This is a genomic window from Kamptonema sp. UHCC 0994 (assembly GCF_029167235.1).
GTDB lineage: Bacteria > Cyanobacteriota > Cyanobacteriia > Cyanobacteriales > Microcoleaceae > Kamptonema.
In genome coordinates, this window is record NZ_JARFTR010000279.1 from 1 (window position 1) to 12,549 (window position 12,549).

The 12,549-nt window shown below is 44.5% G+C and carries 11 protein-coding genes and 1 pseudogene; 11 read left to right on the top strand and 1 reads right to left on the bottom strand.

The genetic code is table 11. The annotated features are described in order from the left end of the window. Window positions 1–115 precede the first annotated feature (115 nt). The 8 genes from PY364_RS24770 to nuoK all read left to right on the top strand — a co-directional run bounded on the left by PY364_RS24770 (window position 116) and on the right by nuoK (window position 8,754). A complete protein-coding gene (locus PY364_RS24770) occupies window positions 116–1,693 on the top strand; it encodes an extracellular solute-binding protein (protein WP_275570368.1) in 1,578 nt (525 codons plus the stop codon). Between the two features lie 101 nt (window positions 1,694–1,794). Further along, window positions 1,795–3,480 carry a SpoIIE family protein phosphatase gene (locus PY364_RS24775; RefSeq protein WP_275570369.1) on the top strand — a complete coding sequence of 562 codons (1,686 nt, stop codon included), beginning with the start codon at window positions 1,795–1,797 and terminating at the stop codon, window positions 3,478–3,480. Window positions 3,481–3,635: 155 nt separating this feature from the next. Continuing rightward, entirely contained in the window at window positions 3,636–4,142 is a 507-nt protein-coding gene (sixA, locus tag PY364_RS24780; RefSeq protein WP_275570370.1) for a phosphohistidine phosphatase SixA, read from the top strand. 144 nt (window positions 4,143–4,286) lie between these two features. After that, window positions 4,287–5,429, top strand: coding sequence for a citrate synthase (locus PY364_RS24785; RefSeq protein ID WP_275570371.1), 1,143 nt, complete (start codon window positions 4,287–4,289; stop codon window positions 5,427–5,429). A gap of 309 nt (window positions 5,430–5,738) precedes the next feature. Next, window positions 5,739–6,857: an NADH-quinone oxidoreductase subunit NuoH gene (gene nuoH, locus PY364_RS24790; RefSeq protein ID WP_275570372.1), complete on the top strand. Its 1,119-nt coding sequence runs from the start codon at window positions 5,739–5,741 to the stop codon at window positions 6,855–6,857. Window positions 6,858–6,960: 103 nt separating this feature from the next. Beyond that, window positions 6,961–7,551, top strand: a complete 591-nt coding sequence (gene ndhI, locus PY364_RS24795) for an NAD(P)H-quinone oxidoreductase subunit I (RefSeq protein ID WP_275570373.1) — start codon at window positions 6,961–6,963, stop codon at window positions 7,549–7,551. 164 nt (window positions 7,552–7,715) lie between these two features. Then, on the top strand, window positions 7,716–8,345 hold the full coding sequence (locus PY364_RS24800) for an NADH-quinone oxidoreductase subunit J (protein ID WP_275570374.1): 630 nt from the start codon (window positions 7,716–7,718) through the stop codon (window positions 8,343–8,345). Between the two features lie 97 nt (window positions 8,346–8,442). Beyond that, window positions 8,443–8,754 (top strand): NADH-quinone oxidoreductase subunit NuoK, encoded by a 312-nt coding sequence (gene nuoK / locus PY364_RS24805; RefSeq protein WP_275570375.1) that lies wholly within the window; start codon window positions 8,443–8,445, stop codon window positions 8,752–8,754. Between the two features lie 59 nt (window positions 8,755–8,813). Here nuoK and folB read toward each other — a convergent pair whose 3' ends face one another. Continuing rightward, on the bottom strand, window positions 8,814–9,179 hold the full coding sequence (gene folB, locus PY364_RS24810; protein WP_275570376.1) for a dihydroneopterin aldolase: 366 nt from the start codon (window positions 9,177–9,179) through the stop codon (window positions 8,814–8,816). 110 nt (window positions 9,180–9,289) lie between these two features. On the opposite strand from folB, the pseudogene PY364_RS24815 reads away from it, so the two are divergent. From PY364_RS24815 to argF, 3 genes and pseudogenes are all read left to right on the top strand, one after another. Beyond that, window positions 9,290–10,204: pseudogene (locus PY364_RS24815) on the top strand (transposase). A gap of 258 nt (window positions 10,205–10,462) precedes the next feature. After that, complete coding sequence (dusB, locus tag PY364_RS24820; RefSeq protein ID WP_007353470.1) at window positions 10,463–11,467, top strand: tRNA dihydrouridine synthase DusB; 1,005 nt, start codon at window positions 10,463–10,465, stop codon at window positions 11,465–11,467. Window positions 11,468–11,572: 105 nt separating this feature from the next. Continuing rightward, entirely contained in the window at window positions 11,573–12,493 is a 921-nt protein-coding gene (gene argF / locus PY364_RS24825; RefSeq protein ID WP_275570377.1) for an ornithine carbamoyltransferase, read from the top strand. The last annotated feature ends 56 nt before the right edge of the window (window positions 12,494–12,549 follow it).

Sequence of the window (12,549 nt, forward strand, 5' to 3'; positions counted from 1 at the left end):
TACTTCAACACTTATGCACTCACGTAACGCCGCCCTCTGGGCGGTATCTTTACCGCCCAGAGGGCGGCGTTACAAACAGTTTGCGTACCTAGCAAAGTAGGCAAGGAATTAATAAATGCAACCTAAAACCACAAACCATTTACAACAGCAGAAAAAAAGTAGAAAAATTTTAATTGGGTTAGCTACTTTGTGGTGCGGAATAACCACCGCCTGTCAAGCGCCAAGAGTTACAAAAACTACCCCTCAACCATCTATTACTAGCAATTCTACTAGCAATTCTAAGGTTCCCGTAACCCGCTTTGATGGCACAACCATTACCGTAGTGACTCGCGATCGCCCACAGATTGCAGAACCCCTTCAACGGCGAGCCCCCGAATTTGAAAAGCTTACAGGAGCAAAAATTAAAATTGTCACCGTTCCCTTTGGTAAATTGTATGAAGAAATTAACCAGGATTTAAGTCAAGGAACTAAAAAATATGATGTCATTGTCTTCCCCCCTCAATGGATGGTGGACTATGCCACATCTGGATATCTGGAAAATTTAACTCAGCGAGTCGCGGCTGACACTGCTATTGATTGGAATGACATCGCCCCATTTTTCCGCGACTTCAGTTCCACTTATCAAAGCAAAATTGTCTCCATTCCCCTAGACGGAGACTTTCAGATGGTGTACTACCGAACAGACTTACTAGAAAAAGCAAATCTCAATCCGCCGGAAACTTGGGAAGACTATCTAGCGATCGCGAAACAGTTTCATAACCGCGACTTAAACAACGATAGCACTCCCGATTACGGTTCCTGCACTGCTAAAAAGTCCAATGCCCAATCCCACTGGATGTTTTGGTCTGTTGTCACTTCCTTTCTCCAAAGTCAGGGAACCCAGCAAGGCGCATTTTTCGATCCAGATACAATGAAACCCTTAGTCAAAAACGAAGCTGTAGCCGCCGCTTTAGACATATACAGTGAAACAGTAAAGTACGGCCCGCCTGACGAGTTGAATTTTGACCTAGAACAGGCTCGCGATACCTTTATTGCTGGTCGCTGTGCATTAACCTTGGACTGGGGGGATACTGGAACCTTAGCGATCGCACCTAACTCCAAAGTCAAAGATAAAGTAGGAGCAGTCATTTTACCAGGAACCAAAAAAGTGCTCGATCGCACCACTGGCAAATTAATACCTTGTGACAAACTTACTTGTCCTTTTGCTATTAACGGTGTCAATCATGCTCCTTATGCAGCTTTCGGTGGTTGGGTAGGAGCTATTAACAACGCCGCCCCTCCCAAAAATAAAGATGCAGGTTACGCTTTCATCTCCTACCTCAGCCAACCAGCTCAAGCCAATATCGATGTAACCATTGGAGTGACAGGTTTTAATCCGTACCGCACCTCCCAGTTTACTAATCGGGAACCCTGGTTGAAAGCAGGTATGAGTTTTGAAGCTGCTAGTAAGTATCTTGGTGCGATCGGTGTTAGTCTCAGAAGTCCCAATATTGTACTAGACCTACGAATTCCTGAGAACAATCTTTATCAAGGAGAAGTTTTAGATAAAAGCATTGCGGATTTTCTTGCCGGCAAAATTACCAGGGGCGAAACAATAGAGAAAATCAATAATGGGTGGGAAGAAATTACTAATAAAATGGGAAGAGAGAAGCAACGTGCTGCTTACCGAGCTTCCCTTGGCTTGTATCCATAAATAATGCTGCCAATTGCTAATTGCTAATTGCTAATTGCTAGTTGCTAATTGCTAATTGCTAATTGCTAATTGCTAATTAAAAGCATTATCTACTTAATTAATTGAAAAACTTCAAACTTACCAGAGAAAAACAGCGGGGTTGGGGATTAAGCACTAAACTCACCGCCGCGTATTCCGTATTGATTGTGCTCGTTGCTGGAGTATTGACAGCAAACCTTTACCTACACTTGCGGAAAGCCCAACTTCACGCCATACGCGATCGCCTCCTCGATCTTGTCAGCCTCGCCGCCCCCCAAATGGATAGCGACTACCATTCCCTTGTCGTTACCTACAGCGATCAGCAGCGCCCTTACTATCAGCTCCTCCGACAGCGCCTCCAAGTCTTTCAAGCAGCAACCAAAGGTATCAAGCGAATTTATACCCTTCGCCAGCAGACCAACGGCAGCATCGTCTATGTAATAGATTATTCTCCGCCGCCAAACCCGAATGCCACTGTCGGCGAAACCCTAACGGAGTTGACACCTCTGTTGAAAGGTGGTTTGAGCAATATTTCCCGGCCGATGGTAGAAAATACCCTGATGCAAAACCAAGCTGGAAAAGCGATTTTATCTGGTTACGCACCCATTGTGGACGCGATGGGGCGGCGGGAAGGTGTACTGGCGATCGAACTGGATGCTTCTGGGGTGCTTCAGAGCGAAATTCAGGCGAGAAACGTAGCTACGATCGCATTTTTGGCAACATTACCATTAGCAGTAAGTATCGGGTGGTGGATGGCGCGGCGGCTAACTTCCCCGATCGCAGAATTGTTAGTGGGGGCAGAAGCGATCGCCGAAGGACAACTTAATCAGACCGTAAAAGTTCACAGTAAAGATGAAGTTGGTGCCCTCGCTACCGCTTTCAACCATATGAGTCACCAATTGAAAGAATCTTTTGATACCCTCGAAGCCAAAGTAGTAAACCGTACCGCCGAACTCGCCCAAGCCAATCAGGAAATTATCGCACTTAACAATCGTCTAAAAGCTGAAAATATCCGCATGAGCGCGGAGTTAGAAGTGACGCAGAAACTACAACAAATGATTTTGCCGAAAGCAGAAGAACTCAGTCAAATTCCAGAATTAGATATCGCAGGATTTATGGAACCCGCCGACGAAGTTGGCGGAGACTACTATGATATTATTCGGAAAAATGGTCGCATCAAAATCAGCATCGGAGATGTCACTGGACACGGTTTGGAAAGCGGAGTGTTAATGATTATGGTACAAACAGCACTGCGAACATTGTTAGCTAATAATGAAACCGATTCTGAGAAAATTTTAAATACCATAAATCACATAATTTATGAGAACGCGCAGCGGATGAATTCTGATAAAAATCTGAGTCTTTCTTTGCTAGATTACGATCGTGGTATTCTTACTTTTAGTGGTCAACATGAAGACATAATTATCGTGCGTTCTGGTATTGATTGCGAGCCGTTTGTGGAGATAATTGACACGGAAACTCTAGGTTTTCCTATTGGCTTAGAAGCTGATATTTCTGTTTTTTTACGCTCGGTTAATGTGCAACTAAAATCAGGAGATGTAGTAGTGCTCTATACTGATGGCATTACCGAGGCCAACAATCTAGAAAAAATGCAATATGGTTTGCAGCGCTTGATAGAAGTTGTTAAACAAAATTGGCAACTCACGGCAACTGAAATTCGGCAAGCTGCGATCGCTGACCTCCGCCTGCACATTGGTACACAAAAAGTTTATGATGATATTACTTTGGTGGTTTTTAAGCAAAAGTAGCGACAAAGATAGACACTCTATAGCATTTTTTAGGTAAAAAATATAGTAATTTAATACCACATAGTGAGTAAAATTTCAATCCGCAGTATTATTAACTTTGGTTAGCGATAAACTTATTGCCTTTTCCCTCTTCTTTCTTCCTTCTTCTTTCTCCTATGGTTAATACAGAACTTTACCTCATCCGTCATGGCATAGCTGCCGATCGCGAAGATTGGCCAACCGACGAAGATCGCCCCCTCACCAAAGAAGGCGATCGCAAAACAAAAAAAATAGCCCATCGCCTCCTCGAACTCGGCCTTCACTTCGACCTCATCCTTACCAGCCCCCTGACACGAGCCAAAGCCACAGCCGAAATCCTACAATCAGTCGGTTTAAGTTCCCAAATAGAACAATCCCCCGCCCTAGCCCCCGAAGGAGACATCCAAACCTGGCTAGACTGGTATCAGCAATGGCAAATTAACGGTGGAACTAGCCTAGCCCTCATTGGGCACCAGCCAGATTTAGCCAACTGGGCCGAAATATTACTCTGGGGCGAATCGCGAGATGCCATAATCCTAAAAAAAGCAGGCATCATCGGCATCATCCTCCCCCAAACAGGCTCCCCAGTAAGTCGGAGCCAAATGTTTTGGCTTACCCCACCCAAATTCTTACTCGGATCTTAGCCCCCCTTTTGACAGGGGTAAAGCGATCGACCAATTCAGGCTCACTCCTGAAACCTGTAAAATAACACTTGTTAAATAGGCGACACCACAAAACTTTCTGGTAATGTAACTTGAGTAGGTTCAGCTCGCACAAAGGGTAATCTCATGGTTGTCATCGGCGATTTCAAGCCAGGTTTAGAAGGTGTACCCGCTACCTTGTCCAGCATTAGCTACGTCGATGGAAAAAACGGCTTGCTGGAATATCGGGGGATCAGTATCGAACAACTTGCAGGCACAAGTTCCTTTCTGGAAACTTCATATTTATTAATATGGGGAAAACTGCCAACACAAGCAGAACTCACAGCCTTTGAGCACGAAATTCGTTATCACAGGCGCATCAAATACCGCATTCGGGACATGATGAAATGTTTCCCAGAAACGGGTCATCCGATGGACGCTCTGCAAGCTTCCGCCGCCGCCTTGGGCTTATTCTATTCCCGTCGAGCTCTGCCAAATCAAGAATATGTCCGGGAAGCGGTAGTAAGGCTGCTAGCCAAAATTCCCACAATGGTAGCGGCATTTCAGTTAATGCGAAAAGGCAACGATCCCGTGCAACCTAGGGATGATTTGGATTACTCTGCCAACTTCCTGTATATGCTCAACGAGCGGGAACCCGATCCTCTCGCAGCTTACGTTTTTGACGTTTGCCTCACCCTCCACGCCGAACACACAATCAATGCCTCTACATTTTCGGCAATGGTAACAGCTTCCACCCTAACAGACCCTTATGCAGTGGTTGCTTCAGCAGTAGGAACCCTAGCAGGGCCGCTGCATGGGGGAGCTAATGAAGAAGTAATTGATATGCTCGAAGAAATTGGCTCCCCAGAAAACGTGCGACCATTTGTAGAAAAGTGTGTTGAAAACAAACAGAAAATCATGGGTTTTGGGCACCGGGTCTATAAAGTCAAAGACCCCAGAGCAACGATTCTTCAGGGATTGGCAGAACAACTGTTTGAGAAATTTGGCCATGATAAATATTACGATATCGCCCTCAAATTAGAGGAAGTCGTAGAGGAAAAACTAGGCCACAAAGGAATTTACTCGAATGTAGATTTCTACTCAGGTTTGGTTTACCGGAAAATGGGGATTCCAATAGATTTGTTTACGCCGGTGTTTGCGATCGCGCGGGTGGCGGGATGGCTAGCCCACTGGAGAGAACAACTACACGAAAACCGCATCTACCGCCCGACTCAAATCTATACAGGCGAACACGGAGTTCCCTACACGCCGATTGAGAAACGGAGTTAAATTGGTAATTGGTAATTGCTAATTGGTAATTGCTAATTGCTAATTGGGGAAAGAGTTTCCTCCTCTCCCCCGCTCCCCTTCTTCCCTAGCCCCTAGCCCCTAACCCCTAGCCCCTCTTTCCCCTAGTCCCTAGCGATAAGTATAATTTCACAGTTGCTCGCGTTTGCCTACGCTTTGGGACGGTATACTGTTAGGCGGTAAAGCATTACAAAATCTTTACAGAAGTTCCGCAAGCAAGACCACTCAAGTAGTGCAAGGCTTGTGGCGCAACAGTTCAAAATTATATGTGATGAGTCTGAAGCTGGCCAAATGAATGCAGGAATAGACTTACAAGGAAGTTTTGTACAAGCCCTAACCAATTTGGGCTTGCCAGGGGATCTAGCCAAACTGGTGTGGCTACCACTGCCGATGTTAGTGGTGCTTCTAGGTGCCTCCGTTGGCTTACTCGTCGCCGTCTGGCTAGAGCGGAAAATCTCCGCCGCCGCCCAACAGCGCATCGGGCCAGAATTCATCGGGCCTCTCGGAGTGCTCGCACCCCTTGCCGACGGCTTGAAACTGCTTTTCAAGGAAGATATTGTCCCCGCATTGTCTGACCCATTGTTATTTACATTGGGCCCGATTATAGTCGTGATTCCAGTTTTTCTGTCCTACTTAATCGTTCCCTTTGGACAAAATTTGGTAATCGCCGATATAGGGACAGCTATTTTTCTATGGATTGCCCTGTCTAGCATTCAGCCGATTGGGTTGCTGATGTCTGGCTATGCCTCCAACAATAAATATGCTCTCTTAGGTGGACTCAGAGCCGCCGCCCAGTCGATTAGTTACGAAATTCCCCTCGCATTGTCTGTATTGGCGATCGCGATGATGTCCAATAGCCTCAGCACGATCGACATCGTGCAACAACAATCTGGCTACGGCATTCTCGGCTGGAATCTCTGGCGACAACCTGCCGGTTTCATCATCTTCTTGATAGCAGCACTGGCAGAATGCGAACGCTTACCCTTTGACCTCCCCGAAGCTGAGGAAGAATTAGTCGCCGGCTACCAGACTGAATATACAGGCATGAAATTTGCCTTGTACTACATCGCTTCCTATGTCAACCTCCTCCTATCTTGCCTGTTAGTAGCAGTGTTATATCTGGGCGGTTGGAATTGCCCAATTCCCGTAGAACTGCTGGGAAATTTACTGGGAGTTAGCGATACAACTCCCTGGTTGCAAGTAATTACAGGCACTATCGGCATCACAATGACTTTGCTGAAAGCTTACTTATTACTGTTTCTAGCAATTCTATTGCGCTGGACTCTCCCGCGAGTTCGTATTGACCAGTTACTAGACCTCGGCTGGAAGTTTTTATTACCAGTTTCTCTAGTAAATCTACTGTTAACAGCAGCTTTAAAACTTACCTTCCCCTTTGCCTTTGGCGGCTAAGCAAGAAGTGTGAAATATGAAGTGTGAAGTATTAAATTTCATACTTCTTCCTTCCTTCTTCTTCCTTTTTCTTTCTTCCTTCTTCCTTCAAAGAGAGAACACGATGCTAAAATTCCTCAAACAAGTTAGCGATTACGCCAAAGATAGTCTGCAAGCCGCTAAGTATATCGGTCAAGGGCTATCTGTCACCTTTGACCACATGAGCCGCCGTCCGATTACAGTGCAGTACCCTTACGAAAAACTCATCCCCTCAGAGCGGTTTCGGGGCAGAATTCACTTTGAATTTGATAAGTGTATTTCCTGCGAAGTCTGTGTACGAGTTTGTCCTATAAACTTACCTGTTGTGGATTGGGAATTTAACAAGGAAACTAAGAAGAAACAACTCAAGCACTACAGTATTGATTTCGGAGTTTGTATCTTCTGCGGTAACTGCGTGGAATATTGTCCGACAAACTGTTTGTCGATGACAGAAGAATATGAGCTGGCAGCTTACGATCGCCACGAATTAAACTTTGACAATGTGGCTTTAGGCAGATTGCCTTACAAAGTTACAGACGATCCGATGGTTTCGCCAATGCGAGAATTTGCTTATTTACCGAAAGGTGTCAGCGATCCGCACGAAGTCGCGTATACAGATCGCCGTGCTGGTTTGCGCCCAGAAGAAATTCTGGAAAATGCAGAAAAAACAAGTTAGTTGTTTGTTAGTTGTTAGTGGTTAGTTGTTGATTGTTGATGATTGTTGTTAGTAGAAAAAATAATCAACAATCAATAATCGACAATTACCAATTTTACCAATCAACCACTAACAACTAACAATTAACCACTAACCACTAACAATTACGCATTAGGGACTAAATTGTGAATTTAGCAGAAGGGGTTCAGATTGTTTCGTTTGGCCTGTTGGCCGTAATGATGATTGCAGCAGCTTTGGGTGTAGTGCTGTTTTCTAATATCGTCTACTCAGCTTTTTTATTAGCTGGAGTGTTTATGAGCATTGCAGGAATTTACCTTTTGCTCAATGCTGACTTTGTAGCAGCGGCCCAAGTTTTGATTTACGTGGGAGCTGTTAACGTCTTGATTTTGTTTGCAATTATGTTGGTAAACAAGCGAGAGGATTTCCGAACTATTCCCAATGCTTGGGTACGAAAAGCTGCAACTGCTGTAGTTTGTGTAGCATTGTTTGCACTTTTGGGAACAATGGTATTATCAACACCCTGGGCTATTTCAACAGCAACCTTACCTGCGGGTGAGAGCTCTATTGTAGTAATTGGCAAGCATTTCTTTACTGACTTTTTGCTACCATTTGAGCTAGCCTCTGTGTTTTTATTGATGGCAATGGTGGGAGCTATTATTTTAGCTCGCCGCGACTACTTGCCGGATGAAATAGCGGGACAGACACCTAAGCAACCTGTTTTAACATTGGCGGAGCGACCTCGCGAATTGGTTTCTGTATCTGGCGATGGTAGTTCATCAGATGTCAGAAAATAATAGTAATGCTGCCCTAATAGCGATTAAACAATCTTTAGTAGGGTGGCGTTACTATTGTAGTTTTTAGTAGTTTTAATGGGAGAGGATAGAGAATTTTATGCAGCTACAACTCCAGTATTTTCTGTTACTAGGTGCTGCCCTGTTTTGTATTGGCATTTTCGGTTTGATTACTAGCCGAAATGCAGTGCGGGTGCTGATGTCAATTGAGCTGATGCTCAATGCTGTTAATATCAATTTGATGGGATTTTCTAATTTCCTAGATCCGGTACATATTAAGGGTCAAGTGTTCACGGTGTTTGTGCTGACTGTTGCTGCTGCTGAGGCGGCGGTGGGTTTGGCAATTGTGCTGACTATTTACCGCAACCGCGATACGGTTGACATGGAAGAGTTTAATCTCTTGAAGTGGTAATAGTTAACGGTTAACTGTTAACTGTTAACGGTTAACTGTTAACGGTTAACGGTTAACTATTAACTGTTTTTAGTTCTAGTAATTTCTATGGTGATTTTGCCGCCAAAATCTGGTATAGCGGCGGCGGGTTTTGATAAATTAATTTTAACTTTTTGTACTAAAGAAGACTGCTGTAATATTTCTTGGGCAATTGCATCTGCTAGGCGTTCTATTAAGGCAAATTTAGAGGTTTTGACTAGCTGCTTAACAGTGGCTATGGTAGTGCGATAGTCAAGAGTGTCTTCTATTTTGTCGCTGCTTCCTGGTTTGGATAAGTCTAGCCAGAGAGTAACATCAACTTCAAACCATTGACCTAAGACTTGTTCTTCTGGGAGATAGCCAGTGTATCCGTAGCAGCGAATTCCAGTGAGTTGAATTGAGTCCATTTCTTTATTTTATTATGGATGGGTGATCTAAAGCAATAGCTTAATGAATAGGAGTTAGAGTGAACTAACCACAAGCTGATTTTGACGGAGCTTGGAAACAGGCACTAGATATCTATTTTGAAGCATTTTTGGCATTTTTTTTCGCCGAAGTTCATGAATTAATTGATTGGAGCATTCCGCCTCAATCTCTGGAGCAAGAATTGCAACAGATTGTTGGGGAGGGGGACTCAGGAAAGCGTTTTGCTGATAAGTTGTTTCAGGTGTGGCTGCGAGATGGGGAAGAAGCATGGGTGTTGATTCATGTGGAGGTACAGAGCCAAGTTAAGTCCGACTTTGCTAAGCGGATGTATCAGTATAATTACAGGACTTTCGATCGCTATGAGCGGTCAGTAATTAGTTTAGCAGTGTTGGGGGATGAGCAGGCATCTTGGCGGCCATCTGGTTACGGCTATGCTTTGGGTGGTTGTCGGGTGAGTCTGGAGTTTCCGATTGCGAAACTATTAGATTATGAAAGTCAATGGCAGAGTTTGGAGAGTAGTGAAAATCCTTTTGCTGTGCTGGTGATGGCTCATTTGAAGACGCAGGCGACGCGGGGTTTACCGCAGGAGAGGAAGTTGTGGAAGTGGAGTTTGGTGAGGAGTTTATTTTAGAGGGGTTATAGTAGAGATCGGGTGGTCGATTTGTTCCGTTTTATTGATAGAATGATGAGGTTGCCAGTAGAGTTAGAACAGCAATTTAAAAATGATTTGAGGCGTTATCAGGAGGATAGATCGATGCGTTTTTTGAGTCAGATTGAAGAGATGGCAATGGAAGAGGGTATTGAGCGAGGAGCCTTGCAAACCTTTCGAGATAATGTGCTTGAAATCTTAGAGGCACGGTTTGAAATTGTGCCTTTAGAGGTGAGGGAAGCTATTAATGGGATAGGTGATGTGTCTGTGTTGCGCCGTTTGCTGAGGGAAGCGATCGCGATTCCTTCTATATTGGATTTTCAGCAATTGCTGGCGGTGGGTGAGGGTGAGAGTTAGGGGTGAGAAGGTGCGATCGCTCTCAAGCGATCGCATTACGGCACTTTTGATTGTAGAGAGCATCATACATTATTAAAAATAAAATCTTATTCCACTATGTCGCAAGTTATTAAGATATAATATTGATATTATAAGTATAGCAACCGCCAAAACGATTAGGAAACTCGCTCATGGCTGAAACCATTGATTCTATTCCCTCTTTTTCCCTCTTCCCCTAGCCTCTAGCCCCTAACCCCTAGCTATAACTTACAATAGATCATGCCTGTCTTATCTCCTGAATTACAACAAAGGTTAGCAACACCTCTAAAAATTGGCTCTTTTGAAGTCAAAAGCCGCGTCTTACAATCGCCCTTATCCGGTGTTACAGACTTAGTATTTCGTCGCTTAGTACGTCGCTACGCACCAGAATCGATGATGTATACCGAGATGGTAAATGCGACTGGACTGCATTACGTTAAGCAACTGCCAAGAATTATGGAAGTTGACCCTAATGAACGCCCGATTAGCATTCAATTATTTGATTGTCGGCCCGATTTTTTGGCAGCAGCGGCGGTGATGGCCGAAAAAGAAGGAGCGGATACAATTGATATCAATATGGGCTGTCCTGTTAACAAAATCACTAAAAATGGTGGCGGTTCTTCTTTACTGCGAGATCCCGAAAATGCAGAGGCAATTGTGCGTTCAGTTGTTAAAGCTGTGAACGTACCTGTTACTGTTAAAACCCGGATTGGTTGGTCAGATAAAGAAATTACTATTTTGGAATTTGCCAAGCGGATGCAGGATGCAGGTGCACAGATGATTACTGTACACGGTCGCACTCGCGCTCAAGGTTACAATGGCCCCGCAAAATGGGAATGGATTCGCCGCGTTAAGGAAATTCTTTCGATTCCCGTGATTGCTAATGGGGATATTTTTTCTGTGGAAGCGGCGGTCAATTGTTTAGCAGAAACGGGCGCGGATGGTGTGATGTGTTCGCGAGGAACTTTGGGTTATCCATTTTTAGTGGGAGAGATTGATTATTTCTTAAAAACTGGAATGGAAAAGATATTACCGACACCAATTGAGCGCTTGGAATGTGCTAAGGAACATTTGCGGGCGTTGTGGGAATATAAGGGCGAGAGCGGTATCCGTCAAGCACGTAAGCATCTAACATGGTATGCTAAGGGTTTCGCGAATGCTGGGGAATTGCGCGGTCAATTGGCAATTGTTGAAACAGTTGAAGAAGGTTGTGAGAAGATCGATCGGGCAATTCAACAGTTGTGATTTTGTTACGTAACGCCGCCTTCCAGGCGGTAACTAAACCGCCCAGAGGGCGGCGTTACGTAATTTGTGGGTAATTCCCTAAACAATTATATTTTGAGGGCAAGGATGGATACATTAAAAGGGCGGGATTTATTAAGTCTGGCAGACTTAAGTTTTGAGGAATTAAACTATCTGCTGGATCTGGCAGCAAACCTGAAGTCGGGAATGTTAAAATTACAACGAAATAAGGTTTTAGGGCTAGTTTTTTCTAAGGCTTCTACTCGAACACGGGTGAGTTTTTCGGTGGCAATGTATCAACTGGGAGGTCAAGTTATTGACTTAAATCCGAATGTAACGCAAGTAAGTCGTGGGGAACCTTTGGTTGATACGGCGCGGGTTTTAGACAGATATCTTGATATTGTGGCGATCAGAACTTTTGAACATAAGGATTTAGAAACGTTTGCTGATTACGCTAAGATTCCTGTGATTAATGCACTGACTGATTTGGAACATCCTTGTCAAGTTTTAGCGGATTTGATGACGGTTAAAGAGTGTTTTGGTAGTTTTGAAGGGCTGACTTTAGCATATTTTGGAGATGGCAATAATATGGCTAATTCTCTGCTGTTGGGATGTGCAATGGTAGGTATGAATGTCAGGATTGCTACTCCTAGTGACTATCAGCCAGATGCGGGAATTGTGCAGCAAGCAAAGGCGATCGCAAAGGGGAAAACGGAAGTGATGATTACTACGGATGCGGCAACTGCGATGCAAGGCGTGCAAGTGGTTTATACTGATGTTTGGGCAAGTATGGGCCAGGAAGAAGAAGCGAGAATGCGGATTCCCGTTTTTCAGCCTTATCAGGTGAATGAAAAGTTGATGGAGTTGGCGGATAAGGATGCGATCGTACTGCATTGTTTGCCGGCACATCGGGATGAGGAAATTACGGATGCGGTGATTGAAGGTGCGCGATCGCGTGTTTGGGATGAGGCCGAAAATCGAATGCACGCTCAAAAAGCTTTGTTAGCTACTCTTTTAGGCAGTGATTAGTTAACGTAGGACTTAAACAATTACGTAACGCCGCCATCCTGGCGGTTCTTTGACCG

Bases quoted from the DNA above. Each gene is read 5' to 3' on its own strand.
- PY364_RS24770 (WP_275570368.1), top strand. From the start codon at position 116: ATGCAACCTAAAACCACAAACCATTTACAACAGCAGAAAAAAAGTAGA.
- sixA (WP_275570370.1), top strand. From the start codon at position 3,636: ATGGTTAATACAGAACTTTACCTCATCCGTCATGGCATAGCTGCCGAT.
- PY364_RS24785 (WP_275570371.1), top strand. From the start codon at position 4,287: ATGGTTGTCATCGGCGATTTCAAGCCAGGTTTAGAAGGTGTACCCGCT.
- nuoH (WP_275570372.1), top strand. From the start codon at position 5,739: ATGAATGCAGGAATAGACTTACAAGGAAGTTTTGTACAAGCCCTAACC.
- ndhI (WP_275570373.1), top strand. From the start codon at position 6,961: ATGCTAAAATTCCTCAAACAAGTTAGCGATTACGCCAAAGATAGTCTG.
- nuoK (WP_275570375.1), top strand. From the start codon at position 8,443: ATGCAGCTACAACTCCAGTATTTTCTGTTACTAGGTGCTGCCCTGTTT.
- folB (WP_275570376.1), bottom strand. From the start codon at position 9,179: ATGGACTCAATTCAACTCACTGGAATTCGCTGCTACGGATACACTGGC.
- dusB (WP_007353470.1), top strand. From the start codon at position 10,463: ATGCCTGTCTTATCTCCTGAATTACAACAAAGGTTAGCAACACCTCTA.
- argF (WP_275570377.1), top strand. From the start codon at position 11,573: ATGGATACATTAAAAGGGCGGGATTTATTAAGTCTGGCAGACTTAAGT.